This is a genomic window from Halolamina pelagica, assembly GCF_001307315.1.
Taxonomy (GTDB): domain Archaea; phylum Halobacteriota; class Halobacteria; order Halobacteriales; family Haloferacaceae; genus Halolamina; species Halolamina pelagica_B.
This window is the reverse complement of sequence record NZ_LGUC01000001.1, coordinates 1,311,276-1,331,737: the sequence shown is the minus strand read 5'-3', so window position 1 is coordinate 1,331,737 and position 20,462 is coordinate 1,311,276. Positions and strand designations below refer to the sequence as shown.

Here is a 20,462-nt window from a genome sequence, read left to right as displayed (position 1 = left end):
CCGCGGCCGCTCCCGCGAAGCTCGTTTTTACGTCGAGACGGCGTGCAGACCGACGATTCCCACGACGATCACGCCGACGAACCCCAGCCGCGAGGCCGTCGCCGGCTCGTCGAACAGCGCGATCCCCAAAATCGCCGTCCCGACGGCGCCGATCCCGGTCCAGACGGCGTAGGCGGTCCCGACCGGCAGCTGCTCGACCGCTTTCGCCAGCAGCAGCATCGACGCCACGAGCGCGACGACGGTGCCGGCGGTCGGGACCGGCTCGGTGAACCCCTCGGAGTACTCAAGGCCGATCGCCCACGCGATCTCGAACAGCCCCGCGGCGAACAGGAGGTACCACGACATGCCCGTGGCTGGACGACCGCCGGCCATAGCTCCCGCGGTTCGGCCGGGCCGGAGGCGAACGACTCAGGGGGCTGGCCCGCCTCCGGGGTCGCATGGACGTGGCCATCGTCACCGTCGGCGACGAGATCCTCGCCGGCGACACCCGGAACACCAACGCCGAGTGGCTCGCGCGCCGGCTCGACGAGCGCGGCGCGTCGGTCGCCCGGATGCTCACGATCCCGGACGACGCCGGGCTGATCGCCGACACGGTCGACGACTGGGCCGCGCGGTTCGACGCCGTCGTGGTCGGCGGCGGGCTCGGCGGCACGCACGACGACGTGACGATGGCGGCCGTCGCCGAGGCGTTCGACCGCGAACTGACCCTCGAAGACGCGGTTCGCGAGGACCTGATCGCCCACCTCGCCGACTACCGCGGCGTCGACGCCGACGCTCTCGACCCCGAGGAGATCGACCTCGACCTGGCGGCGTGGGGCGCGACGCCCGCCGGCGGGCGGCCGCTCTCGAACCCCGAGGGGCTCTCCCCGGGCGCCGTCGTCGAGAACGTCTACGTGCTCCCCGGCCCGCCCGCGGAGTTCGAGGCGACCTTCGACTCGGTCGCCGAGGAGTTCGGCGGCGACGCCGTGAGCGAGACGTTCGAGACGACCGCGCCGGAGGGGTCGCTGACCGACACGCTCGCGACGTTCCGCGGCCGGTTCGACCTCGCCGTCGGGAGCTACCCCTCGACGGAGGGGCGGAACCGGCTGAAGGTGACCGGCGACGACGCGGAACGCGTCGCGGAGGGGGTCGCGTGGCTCCGCGAACGCGTTCCGGTCGGCGAGGAGAGGTCGTAGCTACTCCCGCTGCTGGCGGACGCAGTCCTCGATCGGACCGAGCACCTCGTCGGCGACCGTGTAGGGGTCGGTCTCGCGGTCGAGCACGCGCTCGGCCATCGCCTCGACGCCGCCGCAGCGGTCGAGCTCGTCGTCGATCAGGTCGGCGGCGTCGGCCCGGAGCAGCTGGCGGATCTCCGCGGCGTAGCGCTGTTTCGCCTTCGCTTCGCGGCGCCCTGTCTCGTCCATCCACGCCGAGTGCTCGTCGAGCGTCTCGATCAGTTCCTCGACGCCCTCACCGCTTTTCGCGACCGTCTCGAGCACCATCGGCTCCCAGTGTTCGTCGTCGTCCTCGGTCGGGGCGCTCCCGTTCGCGTCGATCTCCTCCTGGTCCGGGTGGTCGGGCTTCTCGAAACTCCCGGTGTTCAGCTTCGCCGTCGGATCGCGCTCCATGTGGAGCATCTCCTCTAAGTCCGCGACGGTCCGGCTCGCGCCCTCCATGTCAGCCTTGTTGACGACGAACAGATCGCCGATCTCCAGGATCCCCGCTTTGAGCATCTGCACGTCGTCGCCCGACCCCGGCTGCACGAGCACGACCACGGTGTCGGCGGTCCGGACGATGTCGACCTCGTTCTGGCCGGCGCCGACGGTCTCGACGATGATTCGGTCCTTGCCGAACGCGTCGAGCGCTTTGACGGCGTCCGCGGTCGCCGTCGAGAGTCCGCCCAACGTCCCGCGGGCGGACATCGACCGGAAGAACACGTCCATGTCGCCGACGTTGCTCGCCATCCGGATGCGGTCACCGAGAACGGCGCCGCCGGTGTACGGCGAGGAGGGGTCGACCGCGATCACGCCGACGGTCTCCCCCGCTCGCGGTAGTGTGCGGCCAGCTTGTCGACGAGCGTCGACTTCCCCGCGCCCGGGGAGCCGGTGACGCCGATCACGTCGGCGTGGCCGGTGTGCTCGTGGAGCCGGGAGACGATGTCGCGGTAGCCGGGCTGGCGGTTCTCGACCTTCGAGATGACGCGGGCCAGCGCGCGGTGTTTGCCCGCGAGCAGCTCCTCGACCAGCTCGGTCTCGGCGGCGGCGTTCATCGCTCGGGCGCGTTCGCCTCGACGAACTCGACGGTCTCCTCCATCGGCGTCCCCGGGCCGAACACCTCGGCGACGCCCAGCTCCAGCAGCTCCTCCTTGTCCTCGTCGGGGATGATGCCGCCGACGAGCACCAGCGTGTCGTCGAACGCGTCGTACTCCTTCAGCCCCTCGATCACCTTGGGGACCAGCGTGTTGTGGGCGCCCGAGAGGATGGAGATCCCGAGCACGTCGACGTCCTCCTGGACCGCCGCCTGCACGATCTCCTCGGGCGCGCGGTGGAGTCCGGAGTAGATGACCTCGAAGCCGGCGTCGCGGAACGCACGCGCGATCACGTGTGCGCCGCGGTCGTGGCCGTCGAGCCCGACCTTGGCGACGAGACAGCGGATGGTGCGTTGCTCCTGATCTGCGCTCATTGGGAGCTACTTCGCCCGGCCGCGGTTTCACTCTAACGGGTCGACATCACCCGTCGAGAGCCACATCGCCGAAGGGTTGAATACTGTGAGTGACTATTGGTAACACGTAACGATGAAGAAGTCGTTGAACGAGTACCGATCGGAGAGAAAAGTGTACGAATGTACAGACTGCCTCGAACACCACACGGCCGACGGCGGGCTCACGGTCTGTCCGGCGTGTGGCGGTCGGGTCGAGAACCTCACGAAGGACCGGGCGGAGTAGCACTCACACCTCCGGCCGGTCGGGCGGTGCCATGCCGCATCGCGCGTCGACGCCACGCGGCGACTAGCGCCGGCAGCCCCAACGGAAACGCCAGAATGCCGAACGCCGCGAGTGCAGCCACGTCCCGGCGAAGTCGCCGAGCCGCGAGAACCGTTGCGACGACACCGACGCCGGCGACAGCGTACGCCAGGTTACTCCAAACCGGCTCGTAGGAGGAGCAGTACAGCCAGCAGACGAGCGTGTAGGACGGTGCGTTCCACGTGGGGGCTGGAGCTTCGGCCAGAAAAATCGACAGTACGTCGTCAACATACCCATTGACGCCGTCGGGAGCCCGACGAGCCAGCCCGTCGCGCCGAGCGTGTCGTGGTACCGTCGGTACCCTGCGAGGAACAGCGCCGGCAACAACCACACCCACAGCCAGATTCCCACCGTGTACGTGACTGGCCAGTGTTCGATCCGGGGCTGGGTCACCGGCAGTCGAAGCGACGCGGGCAACGTCGCCCACGGGAACGACGGGTCGGGGACGGGGTTGGTAAACAGCGCAAGCAGCGAGAGGCCGGCGCCGACGAGGAGCCCGTACAGGCCAAGTGTCGCGTACCGGTCAATCCACCGCGGGAGCGAAGGTCCATCCGGCTGTCGTCCACTCACAGCTGATCACCCCTCCCGGTCACCGCCGAGGGCTTCCAGGCGGGTTTCGTACTCTTCGTCGGTCAGTTCGCCACGGGCGTACGCCGAGCGGAGTTCCTCGATCGCCGGATCGTCTCCGCCGCCACTGGCGACGGCCCGGTAGAACAGATAGGCACCACCGAGGAAGGCGAGCAGGAACAGGAGTTGCATCGCCAACCCCAGCAGCGGGAACAAGCCGCCAGTGGCGCTGCCGTCCCACATGTGTCCGCCCCACGCGCCGCCCATCATCCCGCCGACGCCCATCATTCCGATTCCCATGAACAACGCTGGGAAGACAATGAGCGCGACGACGACGGCCAGCAGTACCACGGCGAGCTGTCGACCGTCAGTGTTCGAGGACATGGGTAACGATACGTGTCCATGCTTTACCACGTTTTCTCTTCGGTAACTATGGTTATCAACCCAGCCGGACCTCGTTCACCCGGATTCGGGCCAATTCTCAGTTTCCTTTCCAAAATCCCCGCGGGCGATGGACCGACCGCCGACCCCGAGGCGGGTCACAACGGTGAAGGGACGTGCCGTCGACCGTGGCCACATGACCCGTCCTGCCCCGCGGCTCGGCACCGAGAGCAAGACGTTCGGCCAGCGCGTGGGCGCCTTTCTCCTCGATACGCTCCTGGTGGGTGCCGTCTTCGGCGTCGTCTCCGGACTCGTCGCCGCGTTCACGTTCGTGTTCGTCGCCGACCCGACCGGGCCAGTGGCCGTCGAGTTCGCGGTGCTGGTCCTCCAGTCGTTCACCGTCGTCGCCGGCCTGGGGTACTTCGTGCTCACGGAGGGCAAGTACGGCCAGACGCTGGGAAAGCGCGCCGTGGGACTCGTCGTCGTCACCGAGGACGGCGACGAGATCGATTACTGGGACGCGCTGGTGCGGAACCTACTCCGGGTCGCCGACGCGCTGCCGGCGTTTTTCCTGCTCGGCGCGGCGCTGATCGTCGTCACCGAGCGCGGCCAGCGAGTCGGCGACCTCGCCGGGGGAACGGTCGTCGTGGAGACGAAGTGAGCCGAAACGGGGCTCAGAGCGCGGCGCTGTCCTCGGTCACTGCGCCCGGCACGTCGACGACTTTCCCGAAGGCGACGCCGAACATGTAGAACGCGGCAACCTGCACGTAGAACTGGATGAACGGTCCGACGATCAGGAGCAGTGGGAGTGCGAGGATTCCGACGATCGAGAGGACGAGGACGAAAGTCACGGCGGTAAGCAAGATTTGGACTCCCGCCGCAAGTACGAACGGAATCAGCCACGCGACGAGGTAGTCTCCAGAGAGAATTACCTGTTTAATCGTGTTGAAATCAAAGGCGGCCCCGAAATCGTCTTCGAGCGCCATATTGGTGAGTGCCGCCGGGATGAGGTAGTAGAGGACGAACAACGCGACGAAGCTTAGAAGCAGTCCGAGAAGGCCGATACCCCCCAATATTCCTGTTGCAGTTTCGTTTCCGGTGGTACCGCCACTACCGGCGACAAAGATGCTGATGAGCATCAACACGAACGGAACGATCCCGTATACGATCGTCACCGCGGTCGCTTTCAGCCCGTCGACGATCATGTCGCCCCAGTTCTCGAAGGCGGGGGGCTCTTCCTCCCCGCGTGCGGCGCCGTCGAGAACCCAGACCAGATATCCCATCAGCGCGATCGCCGGAACGATCAGGAAGCTACCGAAGCCGAGCAGCCCACCGATGATGATCCGACCGAGCGCACTGTCGCCGTTGAACGGGTACGAAAGTCCCTCTTCTAACATATCGGCCGAAACAGCCACCGACACCAACTTAACGATTCCCACTACGTTGCCAGTTTTGAGAACGCCCCCGTCGCCACGTAAGGGCGCTCTCAGTCCCTACCGACTGGTTCGTAACTCCCGTCGGGCACCGATGCGGTCCGGAACGAGCCGGTAGAACTCGAACGGCACGCTCTCGATCGGCTGGTCGAAAATGTCCACGTACTGAAGTTCGACGTTGCCGAGCCCTTCGAGCGTCTCGAGCGCGATGGACTCCTTGCTCGTCGGTTCCAGTTTCCCCTCGGCGACGACGCTCTGCCAGCGATCCTCGGGCTGGTCGTAGGTCACGAACGTCGCCTGGCGGTCGTCGAGTTCGCCCTTCTCGCTCCCGGTGGTGACCGCGAGGCGGAAGTAGAACGTTCCCGTCTCGCGGTCGTAGCCGTAGGACACCGGAACCGCGTACGGTGACTCGTCGCTCGGCGTGCTGAGCGAGAGGACGCCTGTCCCCCCGATCCCAGGAACGCGTCCCGTTCGTCCTCGTCCATCTCGTTGGGCTGATCTGCGCTCATACCGACCTGTACGGGAGCCGAGGTGAAAAGGAAACGCCCGGTTTCTCGGGTTTCGGCGGCGAGTTGGGGCCCGCCGCGGCGAGTGGGGCCTCAGACGTGTTCGTCGAGGAACTCCACGACCGCCGAGTACGCCTGTTTGCGGTTCTCCAGTTTGGAGAACCCGTGGCCCTCGTCGTCGAAGATCAGCTTCCGGACGGGCACGCCCTGGTCGCGCACGTCGTCGACGATCTGTTCGGCCTCGCTCACGGGCACGCGCGGGTCGTTCTCGCCGTGGAGCACGAACAGCGGCGCCGAGATGTTCTCGATGTTGTTGGTCGGGGAGATCTCCTGGAGGAACTCCCGGTCCTCGTCCAGGCTCCCGTACTCGGCCTCCCGCAGCGATCGTCGCCAGTCGCTGGTGTTCTCGAGGAACGTGACGAAGTTCGCGATGCCGACCACGTCGACGCCCGCGGCCCAGAGGTCGGGGTACTCCGTCAGCGCCGAGAGCACCATGAACCCGCCGTAGGAGCCGCCGTAGGCGACGATGCGGTCCGCGTCGGCGTCCGGGTGGTCCTGCAGCCACTCGACGCCCGCCTTCAAGTCCTTCACCGAGTCCATGCGGTTGCGCACGTCGTCGAGGCTGGCGTACTCCTTCCCGTAGCCCGAGGAGCCCCGGACGTTCGGTTCGAACACCGCGTAGCCGTTGTTGAGGAAGTACTGCTTCACCGCGCGGAACGAGGGGCGGCGCTGGCTCTCCGGGCCGCCGTGGATATCGACGATGACCGGCAGTTCGCCCTCGGCGTCCTCCGGCACCGAGAGGAAGCCGGGGATCTCCCGGCCGTCGAAGCTCGGCACGTGAACCAGTTGGGGCTCGACGAACGTCTCGCGGGGATCCCCGCGGTGGCGGCGTCAGTCCAGCGCTCGCTCTCGCCCGTGGGCACGTCGCCCACGTGGACGTTCGTGTTGTCCGAGCTGGCGGTGACCGTAAGCGCGTAGCGGTCGCCGTCGGGGCCCCAGGAGACGCCGCCGACGACGCCGTCCGGGTATTCGGGCGACTCCACGGCGTCGATCCGGTCGGCGTCGACCAGCTCCCCGATCGTCAGGTCGGTGTAGCCGTCGACGTTCCGCGAGTACGCGACCCGGCGGCTCTCCTCGTCGATGGTGACGCCGTCGACGTTCCACTCGCCGCCGTCCTCGACGACCGAGAACTCGCCCGCCGAGAGATCCAGCCGTTCGAGCCGGAGCGTGTCGGAGTCGTGGTCGGTGACCATGTACAGCGACTCGCCATCCGGGCCCCACTCGACGCTGCTGTAGCGGGCGCGGCCCTCGTGGGGCGTGACGTGGCTGATGCCGCCGTCACTCACGTCGAGCACGTGCACGTCGTGGTCGAAGCTGGAGTGAGCCTCGTGGACCAGCAGCCGGTCGTCCTCGGGCGACCAGCCCGACAGCGAGAGCCAGCCGTCGCCCTCGTACACCAGCTCCGCGTCGTTGCCGACCGCGTCGCGGTCCTGGACGTAGATGTCGAACACCGTGTGGTCCCGCCGGTTCGACGCGAAGGCGAAGCGCTCGCCGTCGCTGTCCCAGCCACCCCAGCGGTGCTTGGCGTCGGGGTGGCGCGTCCGGTTGATGATCTCGCCGGTCGTCACGTCGAGCGTGAACAGTTGGGCCCGCTCGTTACCCCCTGGTCCTTGCCGAACGCCAGCTCTTGCCGCTCCGGGGAGTAGTCGACGAACGTCACGCGGTCGTCGTAGAACGTGCGCTGGACGGGCCACTCGCCGGGGCCGTCGACAGTCCAGACCTGTGCGGTGCCGGTGGTGTCCATCAGGAACGCGAGTCGCTCGCCGTCGGGCCCGAACGAGCCCCCGTAGGCGCTCCGGATGTTCAGGTACCGCTCGATGTCGTACGTTGTCACGAGTCACCTGTTCGCAGTGGGACACAAAGGTAGTTCGGGTCCCGGTGATGGCTCGCGGAGTCGCCGGCGGCGAGTCGGAAGAGAGTCGTTGAAGAGGGTGCCGCCCAACGGGGAGACGTGCTTCCCGCCGTTCAGACCGGGCTCCCGTCGTGGCTGATCTCCGGGCTGTTGCTCGGCGTCGCCGCTTCCGTCGTCGTCGCCGTCGTGTTCGCTCTCGGCGAGCGCTACATCCCCGACCCCGACCGCAGCGGGCGGCGGGTCGGGGGCTCGGCCAGCAGCGCGCCGAGCTCCGGGAGATCTTCGACGAAGCCGACGAGCCGTTCCTCGAAGACTACCAACTCGGCACGACGACGATCGCGTTCTACCTGCCGGATCGTGACGTCGCGATCACGTTCGACCCGCGGGCGTACCTCCGTCTCGTCGACGGCCCGACCCACGTCGTGCTCTGTGAACACGGGGTGCCTGGGGCCACGATCGGTCGACGGCTCCCCTTCGACCTCGGCCTCGGCGGCGGCCGTCGAGCCACAGGTGCCGGCCCGCGTGGCGGGCGTGCCGGTTCGCGCGGGCGCGAGCGGCGTGCCGGCCCGCGCGGTGCTCGCGCTGGTCCCTCCAGCGGCACGGGGTCACGAGGCAATCCGGGGGCCGGCGCCGGCGGGCGTGATCCCGTCGGCGACGCGTTCGACTTCCTGGGCGTGAGCCGCGACGCCGACGCCGACGAGGTGCAGTCGGCCTACCGTGAGCAGGTGAAGGAGCTCCACCCGGACCAGGGCGGCAGCGAGGAGGAGTTCAAACGGCTGCAGGAGGCGTACACCACCGCGAAGGAGTACGCGAGCTGAGCCGCCGGCCGCACGTACGTTTATCCCCGCCAGCCCCGTACACCAACTATGCCCGAAGAAGTCCTCTTCAAGACTGAGAGCACCCAGAGTCGCAGCGAGATCGCCGACTACCTCCGACGCGTCGCCGACTCCCTCGAGAGCGGGGGCGAACTGCGCCTCCAGACCGGTTCGGAGTCGGTGACGGTCGATCCTCCCGAGGGAGCGACGTTCGAAGTGAAAGTCGAACGCGAGGGGCCGGCCGACCGCCCCGAGAAGAGCGTCGAGTTCGAGATCGAGTGGCAGGAAGGCGACGCCGGCGGCGAGGGTGACGGCGAACTCCGGATCGACTAGCTTCCTTCGACGACGTACTCGGTGTCACCGTCCCGGAGCGCGTCAGTGACCCGACCGACCTCGTCGCGCGTGACCGCGACCACGACCTCCTGCCCGCGTCCCGCGGCCGCCGCCGCGACCTCACCAGCCGCCGCGCTGACCGCGGGCGAGTGATCCACCTGCTGGAGGGCGACGACGGCCTCGACGCCGCTTGCAAGCACGAGATCCGCCGCCTCGCAGGCGGCAGCGAGCGCCGCGTCGTCGATGCCGCGGCTGCCGCCGGCTCTGACCGGCGGGATCTGATACACCGTCACCGTGCCGGGCGCCATGTCGATGACGCCCTCGAACCCCGTGACGCCCACGTCGGTGCCGGCCTCGGCGTCGGTCGTCGCGACGCCGGTCGCCGCCCCCTGTTCGCCGGGGGCCGCGTGGAGCAGACCGTCCCGGAGCGAGAGGGAGACGGTGTCGCCCGCGGTCACGTCCTCGACGGCGATAGCGGCGTCCTCCTGGAGGCTCTCCAGCACGTCGTCGGTGACGTGATCGACGTAGCGCCGGAGCGATTTGGCCTCGCGGAAAAGCCAGTCGACGCCCTCCTTGGTGACGCGGTAGCGCGAGCGCCCCTCCTTCTCGACGAGGCCGTCGTCGACCAGCTCCCGGATGTACTCGCTGACCGCCTGGCTCGTGACGCCGACGGCGTCGGCGATCTCCCCCTGACTCACCGCCGGCTGGCGGTCGGCGATCTCCGCGAGGATCCGGAACCGACTCGCGGTGCGTTTGTCCGCCAGCGCGTCGCTCATGGCCGGGGTGTGGGCTGGCTGGCACATAAACCGCCCGACCTGTCAGGGACTCAGGCGTCGAACGCGGCGGTGACGGCGGCCGCCGCGCGCCGCCCACTCTCCAGTGCGCCCTGAATCGACGACCAGCGTGTGTAGTCGCCCGCGAGATACACCGGCCCCGACGGGTCGTCGGCGTCCGGTAGCCGCGCGTGGGTCCCCGGCGGCTGGGCGAACTGTGCGAACGGGATGCGGTCGGTCGCGATCGGCTCCAGCCCCGACACGTCCCGCTCGGGGTACCACGACGAGAGCGCCTTGCGGGTCCGGGCCGCGAGTTCGTCGGCGGGCCGGTCCTGCGCGCCGTCGTCGACGAACGACGCCGCGAGCAGCGCGTCGTCGCTCCCGTCGCCGTACTCCGGCGCGACCGCCGAGAGCTGGGCGACGGTGTTCGGCGCCTCGTCGCCGGCGTTGAGCATGATCCGCGTGCCGGCATCGAGCGCCGGCCCCGGCAGCCGGTAGTGCTGGGTCACGACGCCCGCACCCTCGGTCGGGATCGATGCCACGCCGGTGAGCTCGCGGGCCGTCGGCGGGTCCGTCGCGACGACGGCGGCGTCGAACTCCCAATCGCCGGACTTGGTGGCGAGTGTCACGGCCTGGCCAGCCGTCTCCAGGTCGTTGACGGCGACGCCGGCCTGTACGTCGACGCCCGCCGACCGCGCGCGCTCGGCCAGCTGAGCCGGGATCGCGGCCATCCCCTCCGCGGGGACGACGATGTTGCCGAGCGACATCGCACGGAACGTGTACTCGAACACGTTCGCGGAGGTCGATAGGGAGCGGTCCAGCGTGATGCCGCCGTACAGCGGCGCGGCGAACTGATCGATGAACTTCTCGGAGAACCCGGCCTCCCGGAGGTACTCACGGATCGAGCGGTCCGGCGTCTCGAACTCGGGCCAGTCAGCGCCGGTCAGCCGCCGACGGAGCCGGAGCGTTCGGAGCTTGTCGGACAGTGTGACCTCCCGGCAGAACGCCGAGGGGAGGAGACCTGCCGGGTCGCGAAACGGGTCCGAGAGCGTCGACCGGCTGCCGGGCCGGCAGATCACGCCGCCCGGCGCGAACCGCCGCAGCGAGAGTGCGTCGAGATCGAGCTCCCGCTCGACCGCGGGGTAGGCGTCGAACAGCACCTGGAACCCGCGGTCACAGGTGAACCCGTCGACGGTCCGGCTCCGGACCCGGCCCCCGAGTTCCGCCCGCTCCTCGAACAGCGTCACGTCGTGCCCGGATTCGGCGAGCCGGCGAGCCGCGACCAGCCCCGCGAGCCCGCCGCCGACGACAGCGGTCGTGTGCATACCCGCCGTTCGACCGGCGGCCACAAAGCTCCGGTGCCGCCGGAGAAGCGGCGAAGTCGGCCGGAGCCGACAGGTGATAACGGCTCCCACGCGACCGACGCGGTATGGCAGACTGGATCGCGGAGACGTTCAGGAGCGACGCCGGCTGGGACCACCTCGAGACGCTCGTCGACATCGGCAACCGGATGGCGGGCCAGCCCGGGGAGACGGCGGGGCTCGAAGCCACGCGCGACGCGTTCGCCGACGCCGGCGCCCGCGACGCCCGCGTGGAGACGTTCGACCTCGCGGGCTGGGAGCGGGGCAGTAGCTCGATCGCCACCCCGGAAACCGAGGAGGAGTGCATCGGTCTCCCGCGCGGCCCCGAGGGCGAGGTGACCGCGGAGCTGATCGATCTCGGCGCCGGCCTCCCCGCGGACTTCGAGCGCCACGACGTGGCAGGGAAGATCGTGCTCGCCACCTCCGACGTGCCGGACTACTTCGATCGCTACATCCACCGGACCGAGAAGTACCAGTACGCCGTCGAGGGCGGTGCTGCGGCGTTCGTCTACGCCAACCACGTCCCCGGCCAGCTCCCGCCGACGGGGAGCGTCAACGGCAGCGACGGCGGCCCCTACGGCGACATCCCCGCGGTCGGCGTCTCCGCGGAGACCGGCGCACGCCTCGCCCGGCGGTTCGACGGCGACGAGGTGACCGTGCGCGTCGACTGCGAGACGCCCGAAACCGAGTCCGGGAACGCGGTCGCCGAACTCGGCCCCGACACCGAGGAGATGGTGATCCTCTCGAGCCACGTCGACGCCCACGACATCGCAGAGGGGGCGCGGGACAACGGCGCCGGCACGGCGACGATCGTCGAGGTCGCGAACGCGCTCGCGGCCCGCGAGGACGACCTCGACACACGTGTGAAGTGCATCGCCTACGGCGCCGAGGAAGTGGGGCTCGTCGGCTCGGAGCTGGAAGCCGAGAACGCCGACCTCGACGCGATCAAAGGGATCGTGAACGTCGACTCGAACATGGGCGAGCGCACGCTCGAACTGACTACCCACCGCTTCGACGAGCTCGACGCGGCCGCAACGCGGGTGAGCGAGCGCTTCGACCACCCGATCGCGACGGTGCCGCGGATGGTGCCCCACTCCGATCACTGGCCGTTCGTGCGCTGGGGCGTGCCGGGCTACATGGTCTCCAGCAAGTCCGAATCGGCCGGCCGCGGCTGGGGCCACACCGCCGCGGACACGCTCGACAAACTGGAGGGCCGGAACCTGCGCGAACAGGCGATCCTCCTGACGGAGCTCGTCGTCGAGGTCGCCGACGACTCGGTCGAGATCCCTCACGAGGAGCCCGAGACGATGGCGGGCTACCTGAAAGAGGAGGATCAGGCGATCGGCATGAAGAAAACGAACGGCTGGCCGTACGACTTCGAGTAGCGACCCGCCCGGCCACCGTCCCGTGAACAGACCACCGTCGTTTTACCCGCGCCGTCCGAGGACGCGATCATGACCCAGTCGACGCCGATCAGTCGGGTCAGCCTCCGCGGCGCGGACGCCGACCTCGCTCCGCTCTCGCTCGACGACGACGATCCGGATGCGGTCGTCGCCGTCGGCGCCGACGCCGTCGAAGCCGCCGCGCTCGCAGACGCCGACCGGCCGATCCTCGCGGTCGACGCGGACGACGGCCGCCACGGAACGACCCGCGACCGACTCGCCGACGCCGCCGCCGCGCTCGCGGCGGGGTCGTACCGCCGCGTCAGCCACCCCGTCATCGGCGTGGCCGTCGAGGGCGAACGAGTCGGCCGTGCCGTCTTCGACGCGACGCTGATGACCAGCGAGCCGGCCCGGATCTCCGAGTACGCGCTCGTGGCCACAGCGGAGCGCCTGTTCGACGTGCGTGCCGACGGCGTCGTCGTCTCGACGCCGCTGGGCTCGGCGGGGTACGGTCGCGCGGCCGGCGGGCCGATCGTCGCCCCCGGCGGCGGGCTCTCGGTCGTTCCGGTCGCCCCGTTCTCGACGCGGGCGAGCCCGTGGGTCGTGCCCGGCCCGCTGTCGCTACAGGTCGAACGCGACGAAGGCGCCGTCTCGCTGTTCCTCGACGGCGAACAGCGCCGTCAGCTGGGCCCGGCCGAGCCCGTGGAGATCAGCGTCGTCGACGAGTTCACCTGCCTCCGGCCGCTGGTCGCGGGGTCGCCGGAATTGGAAAAGCACTAAACCGTCCTGTGCCGATATGCGGGTATGACCCCACTGCAGTTCGCCGTCCCGATCGGGGCGCTCGAGTCGATCTCTGGGGCGTTCCCCTACGTGATTCTAGCACTCGTCGTCGCAAACCTCCTCACTCGGCATCTCGCCTTCCGGAGCTACAAGCGAGCCGCCGAGGGGGTGCCGAGACGCTGAGTCGCTACACGCCCCACGTAGCGATCTCCTCGCTGGCGATCCTCGTCTCGCTTCTGTACCTCGTGATCGAACCACACTCCGGGATGGTGATCTCCACGCTCGTCGTCGGGACGTTCGTGGCCGACCTCTTCGAGTTCGAGGCCCGGCAGGTCGAGGCCCGGAACAACCTGGATATCGAGAAGCCCAAAGGCGCCATCACCGCCTCGCTTCTCGCGCTACTGTACGCGCTGTACATCTCCCTGTTCTGGGTCATCAAGGGGCCCTGGGAAGCGATCGTCTGATCGGCGCCGACGCTTTTTCGACGGAGCACGACAGCACCGTAGCGGTTGCTTCGGCGTCCACGCGACCTGTAGGCCGGGGACGCTCCACTGACGGGCTCACCCGTCCGGGACGCTCCTCCACCGCGGGCGGACGCAGCGACTGAGCCGGCGAGCCACTGCGAGCGTGCTCGCTCGGAGGCACTCGCTGTTCGTCGACGGGAGCCAAGAGCCGAGTGATGACGCTCTGTGAGCTTCGGCCACAGCAGCAGGCGCGGCGTTCGCTTCTCGATGTCGTGACTGCCGGCGGCGGCTGAGAACCGGAGAAAACTCGTTGGAAAACTACTCGTCGACGACCAGCGCCTCGCGGGCCTGACGGCCGGCGGGGATGATGACCCAGAACGTGAACGCGCCCAGCAGCGCGGTCCAGAACATCAGGTCGCCGAGGAAGATCCCCAGCGTGTCGAACACCGTGCCGGGCTCCTCCGGCGGCGCCGCAACCAGCTGTCGGGTGCTCTCGAAACTGGGCGTGCGGTACCAGCTCGCGGAGATCATCCAGACGAGGGCAGCCACGCTGAACAGCCCGAACCCTTTCATGAACTCGTCAGCCATTACCTGGATTTGGGCCGCGAGCCCTCTTCAGCGTTTCCCATCCCGGCCGCCCGAACGTCGGTTCGCGATCGGCACCGGCGACGGGTCGGGACTGGCGTCGACCGATCCTCACTCCTGGTCGGCGCTCATCTCCGTCGCCTTGAACCGCGTACCGAGCACGTAGACGGCGGCGCCGAACGCGATCGACAGCAGTCCGGCGACGGCGAACAGCCCGGAGAGAAGCGAGTCCGCGGGTGAAAGCGACAGCGCGCCCAGCACCGAGCGGGCCAGCTGGCGGAGCAGGCCCGTCCCGAGCGCGGCGGCGTCGAGTAACAGGAAGCCGAACACCACAGCGAACACCGCGATCAGCGTCGAGAACACGGTAACCGTCTTGTAGAGCCGCAGCGGGACCTCCACGTCGCGCCCCTCGCGGCCGTCGGTACGGTGGTCGTCGTCGGCCACGGCCTATTTGGGGGCCGCAGCCGGTAGTAGCGTCGGTTGAGGTCGTACATGTACCCCTCCCGCATCGTCTTCAGCACCGCGTAGGTGATGGCGCCCACGACGATCGGAGCCAGGAACGTCAGGTCGAACAGCAGGCTGACGTTCATCGGCATGATGTTCTGGATCGACAGCATCGACATGGTGAACGCGAACGTCACGCCACCCATCCCGACTGCGGCCCAGAACGGCTGCTCGACCGGTCGTCGAGCGCTCCCCTTGTTGAGGAAGGGGACGATCGCGATGGCGCCGACGATCACGACGTTCGCGAGCACGCCGTACGTGCGGTCGGCCATCAGCTTCTGCTCGCCAAGCAGCGAGAGGGCGGGGTTGAGGTCACCCAGCTTCAGCAGGCCGAACGACCAGTAGAGGTACCAGTCCGGCAGGATGATCGCCGGCGTCGAACTCGGGTTCGCCGGGTTGCCGATGTGGGGCGGGAGCGTCGCCGACAGCAGCAGCAGCATGCCGACGAAGAAGCTCGTCAGCGCGAGGTTGCGGATCAGCTCGTGGGGCCACGTCGGGAACCCCAGCACGTCGCGCTCGACGTACGTGGACTGCTCGCGCAGGTCTTGGTCCTCGCGGCGGGCCCGCTCGAAGTACTCGTACGTGAGACGGGGGAGTCCCGCCCGGCGACTCTTGCGCTCGCTCCACGTGGGCGTCTCGTCGTCCGGGGGAACGATGCCGGTTCCGCCGTCGGTTCGTGCGTCGGGTTGGTTGTCGTCGCTCATTGTGTTAGTGGGGTTCCGCGATGCCCTGCATCCAGACGATCGCGATGTGGATCGCGATCAGCGAGGTCACCACGAAGGGGAGCAGGAACACGTGGAGGATGTACATTCGCTGGAGCGTCGGTGCGCCGAGCGAGAAGCCGCCGAACACCAGCTGGGCGACCCACTCGCCGATGATCGGGATCGACAGCGCCATCTCGACGCCGATCTGTCCCGCCCAGTAGGCGAGCTGGTCCCACGGCAGCAGGTAGCCCGTATACCCGAAGCCCATCGTGAGGCTGATCAGGACGATCCCGAGCAGCCAGTTGAGCTCGCGTGGCTCCTTGTACGCGCCGGTGAAGTACACCCGAAGCATGTGCAGGAACACCGCCGCGGTCATCACCTGCGCCGACCAGCGGTGGATCGAGCGCAGCATGAAGCCGAACTGGAGGTCCTGCATGATCATCGCGATCTGGGAGTAGGCGACGGTCCCGGTCTCCGCTAACGCCGCCGACGGGGTGTAGTAGAACCCCAGTAACGCGCCCGAGAGGGCGGCGACGACGTACGCGAGCGTCGAGAACGACCCCAGCGCGTACAGCGGGTACCAGTACCAGAACTTGTTGTCGAGGTTGTACTGCTCGGTGTGGCTCTTGGGCATCTGGAGGTTGACGCGGTAGTACATCGTCTCCAGAAGCTCCAGGTAGTCGACGACCCGGAACCGCTTGTCGAGCCAGATGAGGGTGAACAGGTACCCCTTCTCGATGGGGGAGAGCTGCTTCTCCTCCATCCAGCCGAGATGGTCGTGTTCGTCTTTCTCTTTGAGGCTCATTGGTTATCGTTTGTAGTACGGGTAGACAGCACGCTTGAGCTGATCCCAGACGCCGGCACCCTCGAACTGTTGGCCGTCGGCCTGGTCGCCGCGGATGTAGAGGTCCTCCCACTTGCGTCGGCGCTTCTTGACGACCATCACGTCCGGCAGGAACTCCTTCCGGTAGAGGGCGAGGATGAACGCCAGATCGATGAACACGGCGGCGAGCAGACCGCCGAGGAACATGTTCCCGTCGGCGGTCAGTCCCCAGCCGGAGACCAGCCCCCAGGAGAACATGAACACGAACACGATCTCCAGCAGCGTCAGGAGCACGATCGCGATCGCCGCGGCCGTGCTCTCACGCGCTGGCTCGTACCGGTGGATGTCACCGTAGGTGGAGCCTGACGTCGACATCAGTCACCACCTCCAGTGTTGCCGGTGTTGGGTGATTCGCCGTACTTGAGGACGTAGAACGTGAACACGAGGCTGACGAACATCATCAGGATCGTCGCCGCACCCACCCAGTGGGGGTGGATCGGCGCGCCGATCTCGTGGAGCTCTCGTTCCCCGCCGCCGCCGGAGGCTTCGATCTCCTCGACGACCTCGATGCTCCCGATCATCCCCACACTCTCGTGGGGGATACAGAAGTACTCGTGCGTGCCGAGGGTGTCGAACGTGTGCTCGTAACTCTCGCCGCCGGGGATGTCCCCTGTTCGGGGTACGCGTCCCGTGCTGGCTGTTCGGCGTCGAAGCCACCGGAGGCGAAGAACTCCGCCTCTTCCGGAATGCCGTCCTCGTAGGCCGTCACACTATGCCCGACCGAGCCGACGTTTTCCCAGACGACGGTGTCGCCGACCTCGATGGTTAGTTCCGCGGGGTCGAAAACGAGGCTGTCAGTCATGTCGACAGTGTGTGTGGTCCCGCCGCCACCGCCGCCCTCCGTCCCGGTGGCCGTGCCGGTGCCTTCCTGCCCGGCTGCGACCCCCGATCCGAGGGCGACGGCACCGCCGGAGCCGCCTGTCGCTCGGAGAAAATCCCGCCTCTTCATACGGCCAAAAGGTGGGACGGCCAGCGCTTAAACCCACCGTTTCATGCCACCCAGCAGGGGCGTCTTGACCGAAAGACGGCGCCGATGCAGCCCGCCGATCAGTCGCCCCGGTCCTCGTCAGCCTCGTCGCTCAGCTGTGGGACGAACTCCGGGCGCTCGCCGGCCTCGTCGACGGCCCGAAGTCGGTCGCGGTACTCCGCCGCGCGGAACCGGTCCGAGAGCCGCGCGTTCGCGACGACGGCGAACAGGAACACGCCGATCGCCACGAACAGGAGTCCCACGACGGGACCGATCACACCCCCCTGCGGAACGTCGGGCTGGAGGTCCCAGACGAGCGATCCCACCATCAGCCCGATCCCGGCGAGAATCTGGGCGGCCGCGATCAGCTGAAGCATGTTGTTGCCGAGCTGGCCGGAGCCGGACTCCACGTCCTCGGGTCGGGGAGACTCGGGTTCTCCGGCGGCGTCGCCACCTCGTACTTCTCCATCGAGCACAGCGCCACCGTCGGCTCCACGTCCCGGAGTACGGTCCCCTCCCCTCGACGCTTCCGTCGGGGTTGACGATGGCGTACCCCTCGTCGGAGTACGCAAGCAGCCGGTCGCCGTCCGGTCCGGGGTGGCGTTCGAGTCGCGCGAACACCTCCCGGGTGGCGATCCGGGTTTCGAGATCCTGTTCGACCCGGTCGATCAGCTCCGCCCCGTGATCCACGTGTCCGGGTCGAACACCGCCTCCCACTCCTCGCGCTCCATCTCGGCCATGTCCGCGGGGCCGAACTCGTCGAAGTCGTACTTCTCCTCGACCTCCTCACGCAGCGCGTCGAGATCGGTGGACTCGCGGTCGCCGTCGGCGGCCTCGTCGCTCGCGGCCGCTCGGTCGTCGGCGTCCGCGCGGGTCCGCCCCGGCGCAGCGTCGTCGTCGGAGGGGTCGGCCATAGTCGAGGTTGGACTGGCGTGCCGTTAAGCGCTTCGCGAGCGGCCCACTGGCGACGCGCCGGAGTCGTACCCTTTAGGCAGGGCGGGCGCCAACTCTCGGTGAATGGTCTCGGAGTCGACGGCCGCGACGCTCGCGGCGGTGTCGGTCACGCTCAGCCTCCCCTTCTTCCTCTACGGCGCGTGGTACGCGATCGAGACGGAGGTGATGACGTGGGATCGCCTGGTGCATCACCTGAAGTTCGTCCTCACCGGGCTCGTGCTGACGACGGCGCCGATACTCCTGTGGATGCTCCCCGGCTGTTCGGCCGCTTCACGGGGTTGGCGGCGTTACACGCCTTCCTCGGCCTCCAAGCCTACGCGCTGCTGGTGGTCGCGCTTACCGGGATCGTGCGCATCTTCCAGGCCAAACGAGCGGCGGATCTCTACCGCGACCCCGATCCAGACGCCGACATCGGCGAGCTCCACGAGAACATGAGCGGGTGGCGTCGACGGCTCCGCGTCGGCGTGTTCGGCTATCTGATCCTCTGGATCCTGGCGTACCTCGTCGGGATCTACCGGTTCCTGATGGACTACGTGTTCTGAGCCACGGTCACCACGCCTCGCCGCTGGCCAGATCGATCTCGCTGTCGCCCTTCGCCGAGGGGCAGATGTCGGCCAGCACGCAGTCGCCACAGTCGGGGTTCCGGGCGGTACAGACGGCGCGCCCGTGGTCGATCAACAGGTGAGTGAACTGCTGCCAGTGCGCCTCCGGCACCACGTCGAGCAGATCCGTCTCGATCGCTTCGGGGCGCTCCTGCTCGGTCAGCCCGAGTCGGCGACTGATCCGCTGGACGTGGGTGTCGACGACGATCCCCTCGACCACGTCATGGGCGTGCTGGAGCACGACGTTGGCCGTCTTCCGGCCGACGCCCGAGAGGTCGGTAAGGTCGTCCATGGTGTCGGGCACCTCGCCGTCGTGGTCCTCGACGAGCGTCTCGCCGATGCTCTTGAGGTAGCCCGCCTTGGAGTTGTGGAACGTGATCCCATAGATATCCTCGGCCAACTCCTCCTCGTCGGCCGCGGCGAAGTCCGCCGCGGACTGGTACTTCTCGAACAGCTCCGCGGTCACCTCGTTGACGCGCTCGTCGGTGCACTGCGCCGAGAGCACGACCGCGATCAGCAGTTCGAGTCGGGTCTCGAAGTTCAGCGAGATAGTGGAGTCGGGGTACTCGGCGTCGAGGCGGTCGATGACCGTCTCGGCCTGCTCGCGACGGGGTTCGAGTGGCTCGCCCATACGCGGCGTTTCGTTCCCCGGCGGTTGAACGGTTCGGTCCGGAGTCGTCCGCGAAACCGCTTGGTGCCGCCGGGGCCTACATCCCGGTGCCGGCGGCGAACTCGTAGCTGTAGATCCAGTTGAGGATCACGTACGTCAGCACGCCCATCGAGAGCGAGAGGATCCACGACCCGGCGGCGATACGGCCGACCTTCCTGTGCGGCGTCTCCTCGCGGAGTTCGCGCGGGGTATGGGTCAGCCCGAGCACCAGCGCGTACAGCACCACCGGGACCGCGACCACGGAGAGGATGATGTGAATCGCGAGCATCAGCAGGTAGGCGTAGTACACCGGGTCGGGCGCGCCGACGAGCTCTTTCGTGCCGCCGCCGCCGATCTTCCACAGGTAGAGTACGAGGAACACCATGATGAGTCCGAAGGCGCTCCCCATCGCTTTCCGGTGTTTCTCGACCTTGCCGTCGCGGATCCACTTCCAGCCGAAGACGAGCAGCAGCGTCGCCGTGGTGTTGATCGCGGCGATGGCGTGAGAGAAGAGGTTCACCTGCGCGTTCGTCAGGTCGGGAAAGGCGGCCGCGGGGATCGCGCCCGCGAACGTCCCGATCACCAGCGCGTACCCGAGCACCGAGAGCACCGCGACGGTCGCCAGCGGCCGATCCCGCGCGCGCGACCGGAGGGGGTCCAGCATACGCGAGCGCAGGGTCCGAAGCGACAAGGCGGTTCGGGTTCCGGCCCGGCGGCCGCCGGGCCGAAGTCCGGGGGTTTATCACGGATAACGAGCAACGCAGTCGTACGGGTGATGGCGACGCACCCGTCTCCGGTCGGCCGGGCCGACTCCCGCCGCGACGGGGTGGCCCCCACGGCGCGGCAGACTGGCGCCACCGGCCCGGCCGACCACTCTCGCCGCGTGCCCCAAGGACAGGTCACGCG

21 protein-coding genes and 7 pseudogenes are annotated in these 20,462 nt (G+C 68.3%); 9 read left to right on the top strand and 19 right to left on the bottom strand.

The genetic code is table 11. The features are described from left to right. Positions 1–27 precede the first annotated feature (27 nt). Positions 28–345 (bottom strand): DMT family transporter, encoded by a 318-nt coding sequence (locus SY89_RS07045; protein WP_054583677.1) that lies wholly within the window; start codon positions 343–345, stop codon positions 28–30. Between the two features lie 92 nt (positions 346–437). Between SY89_RS07045 and SY89_RS07040 the strand changes: the two genes are divergently transcribed. Continuing rightward, positions 438–1,175, top strand: a complete 738-nt coding sequence (locus tag SY89_RS07040) for a competence/damage-inducible protein A (protein ID WP_054583676.1) — start codon at positions 438–440, stop codon at positions 1,173–1,175. Here SY89_RS07040 and meaB read toward each other — a convergent pair. Together meaB and SY89_RS07030 are read right to left on the bottom strand one after the other, a co-directional pair. Next, positions 1,176–2,248 (bottom strand): annotated as a pseudogene (meaB, locus tag SY89_RS07035) (methylmalonyl Co-A mutase-associated GTPase MeaB). After that, positions 2,245–2,661 carry a cobalamin B12-binding domain-containing protein gene (locus SY89_RS07030; protein WP_049981223.1) on the bottom strand — a complete coding sequence of 139 codons (417 nt, stop codon included), beginning with the start codon at positions 2,659–2,661 and terminating at the stop codon, positions 2,245–2,247. Before SY89_RS07030 ends, meaB begins: the two are co-directional and overlap by 4 nt. A gap of 112 nt (positions 2,662–2,773) precedes the next feature. Between SY89_RS07030 and SY89_RS19820 the strand changes: the two genes are divergently transcribed. Further along, entirely contained in the window at positions 2,774–2,923 is a 150-nt protein-coding gene (locus SY89_RS19820; protein ID WP_463467450.1) for a DUF7129 domain-containing putative zinc-binding protein, read from the top strand. Positions 2,924–3,577: 654 nt separating this feature from the next. Here SY89_RS19820 and SY89_RS07025 read toward each other — a convergent pair. Further along, positions 3,578–3,952 (bottom strand): SHOCT domain-containing protein, encoded by a 375-nt coding sequence (locus tag SY89_RS07025; protein WP_054583675.1) that lies wholly within the window; start codon positions 3,950–3,952, stop codon positions 3,578–3,580. A gap of 193 nt (positions 3,953–4,145) precedes the next feature. On the opposite strand from SY89_RS07025, the gene SY89_RS07020 reads away from it, so the two are divergent. After that, positions 4,146–4,610, top strand: coding sequence for an RDD family protein (locus SY89_RS07020; protein WP_054583674.1), 465 nt, complete (start codon positions 4,146–4,148; stop codon positions 4,608–4,610). Between the two features lie 13 nt (positions 4,611–4,623). Here the strand turns inward: SY89_RS07020 and SY89_RS07015 are convergent, their stop codons facing one another. From SY89_RS07015 to SY89_RS07005, 3 genes and pseudogenes are all read right to left on the bottom strand, one after another. Continuing rightward, positions 4,624–5,388: a DUF4013 domain-containing protein gene (locus SY89_RS07015; RefSeq protein WP_239685533.1), complete on the bottom strand. Its 765-nt coding sequence runs from the start codon at positions 5,386–5,388 to the stop codon at positions 4,624–4,626. A 54-nt stretch (positions 5,389–5,442) separates the two neighbouring features. Beyond that, positions 5,443–5,891 (bottom strand): annotated as a pseudogene (locus SY89_RS07010) (pyridoxamine 5'-phosphate oxidase family protein). A gap of 90 nt (positions 5,892–5,981) precedes the next feature. Further along, positions 5,982–7,782, bottom strand: a pseudogene (locus SY89_RS07005) (S9 family peptidase). A 149-nt stretch (positions 7,783–7,931) separates the two neighbouring features. On the opposite strand from SY89_RS07005, the gene SY89_RS07000 reads away from it, so the two are divergent. Together SY89_RS07000 and SY89_RS06995 are read left to right on the top strand one after the other, a co-directional pair. After that, positions 7,932–8,618 carry a J domain-containing protein gene (locus SY89_RS07000; RefSeq protein ID WP_239685531.1) on the top strand — a complete coding sequence of 229 codons (687 nt, stop codon included), beginning with the start codon at positions 7,932–7,934 and terminating at the stop codon, positions 8,616–8,618. Positions 8,619–8,666: 48 nt separating this feature from the next. Next, complete coding sequence (locus SY89_RS06995) at positions 8,667–8,948, top strand: amphi-Trp domain-containing protein (RefSeq protein WP_054583672.1); 282 nt, start codon at positions 8,667–8,669, stop codon at positions 8,946–8,948. Here SY89_RS06995 and SY89_RS06990 read toward each other — a convergent pair. Both SY89_RS06990 and SY89_RS06985 read right to left on the bottom strand, forming a co-directional pair. Beyond that, positions 8,945–9,724, bottom strand: a complete 780-nt coding sequence (locus tag SY89_RS06990; RefSeq protein WP_054583671.1) for a DUF7839 domain-containing protein — start codon at positions 9,722–9,724, stop codon at positions 8,945–8,947. The genes SY89_RS06995 and SY89_RS06990 overlap by 4 nt on opposite strands. 50 nt (positions 9,725–9,774) lie before the next feature. Then, positions 9,775–11,046, bottom strand: a complete 1,272-nt coding sequence (locus SY89_RS06985; protein WP_054583670.1) for an NAD(P)/FAD-dependent oxidoreductase — start codon at positions 11,044–11,046, stop codon at positions 9,775–9,777. Between the two features lie 104 nt (positions 11,047–11,150). Between SY89_RS06985 and SY89_RS06980 the strand changes: the two genes are divergently transcribed. From SY89_RS06980 to SY89_RS19815, 3 genes and pseudogenes are all read left to right on the top strand, one after another. Beyond that, entirely contained in the window at positions 11,151–12,467 is a 1,317-nt protein-coding gene (locus SY89_RS06980) for a M28 family peptidase (RefSeq protein ID WP_054583669.1), read from the top strand. 69 nt (positions 12,468–12,536) lie between these two features. Next, positions 12,537–13,244, top strand: coding sequence for an NAD(+)/NADH kinase (locus tag SY89_RS06975; RefSeq protein WP_054583668.1), 708 nt, complete (start codon positions 12,537–12,539; stop codon positions 13,242–13,244). 24 nt (positions 13,245–13,268) lie between these two features. Beyond that, positions 13,269–13,708, top strand: a pseudogene (locus SY89_RS19815) (DUF7313 family protein). A 318-nt stretch (positions 13,709–14,026) separates the two neighbouring features. On the opposite strand, the gene SY89_RS06965 reads toward SY89_RS19815, so the two are convergent. From SY89_RS06965 to SY89_RS06935, 8 genes and pseudogenes are all read right to left on the bottom strand, one after another. Beyond that, on the bottom strand, positions 14,027–14,296 hold the full coding sequence (locus SY89_RS06965) for a DUF7314 family protein (protein ID WP_053947605.1): 270 nt from the start codon (positions 14,294–14,296) through the stop codon (positions 14,027–14,029). 108 nt (positions 14,297–14,404) lie between these two features. Beyond that, on the bottom strand, positions 14,405–14,692 hold the full coding sequence (locus SY89_RS06960; protein WP_463467449.1) for a DUF7315 family membrane protein: 288 nt from the start codon (positions 14,690–14,692) through the stop codon (positions 14,405–14,407). A 53-nt stretch (positions 14,693–14,745) separates the two neighbouring features. Continuing rightward, positions 14,746–15,501: pseudogene (locus SY89_RS06955) on the bottom strand (cytochrome b family protein); the annotation flags it as partial. A gap of 4 nt (positions 15,502–15,505) precedes the next feature. Then, complete coding sequence (locus tag SY89_RS06950; protein ID WP_054583666.1) at positions 15,506–16,306, bottom strand: cytochrome b; 801 nt, start codon at positions 16,304–16,306, stop codon at positions 15,506–15,508. A gap of 3 nt (positions 16,307–16,309) precedes the next feature. Beyond that, positions 16,310–16,699, bottom strand: a complete 390-nt coding sequence (locus SY89_RS06945) for a DUF7318 family protein (RefSeq protein ID WP_054583665.1) — start codon at positions 16,697–16,699, stop codon at positions 16,310–16,312. After that, entirely contained in the window at positions 16,699–16,989 is a 291-nt protein-coding gene (locus tag SY89_RS18200) for a plastocyanin/azurin family copper-binding protein (protein WP_080506622.1), read from the bottom strand. The genes SY89_RS06945 and SY89_RS18200 overlap by 1 nt, the downstream gene beginning before the upstream one ends. Beyond that, complete coding sequence (locus SY89_RS06940) at positions 16,902–17,333, bottom strand: plastocyanin/azurin family copper-binding protein (RefSeq protein ID WP_080506621.1); 432 nt, start codon at positions 17,331–17,333, stop codon at positions 16,902–16,904. The genes SY89_RS18200 and SY89_RS06940 overlap by 88 nt, the downstream gene beginning before the upstream one ends. Before the next feature lie 98 nt (positions 17,334–17,431). After that, positions 17,432–18,265, bottom strand: a pseudogene (locus tag SY89_RS06935) (DUF7319 domain-containing protein). A gap of 103 nt (positions 18,266–18,368) precedes the next feature. Between SY89_RS06935 and SY89_RS06930 the strand changes: the two are divergent. Then, a pseudogene (locus SY89_RS06930) lies at positions 18,369–18,847 on the top strand (DUF7321 family protein). Between the two features lie 7 nt (positions 18,848–18,854). On the opposite strand, the gene nth reads toward SY89_RS06930, so the two are convergent. Continuing rightward, positions 18,855–19,538 (bottom strand): endonuclease III, encoded by a 684-nt coding sequence (gene nth, locus SY89_RS06925; protein WP_054583664.1) that lies wholly within the window; start codon positions 19,536–19,538, stop codon positions 18,855–18,857. A 76-nt stretch (positions 19,539–19,614) separates the two neighbouring features. Next, positions 19,615–20,220, bottom strand: coding sequence for a DUF420 domain-containing protein (locus SY89_RS06920; RefSeq protein WP_054583663.1), 606 nt, complete (start codon positions 20,218–20,220; stop codon positions 19,615–19,617). Positions 20,221–20,462 lie beyond the last annotated feature (242 nt).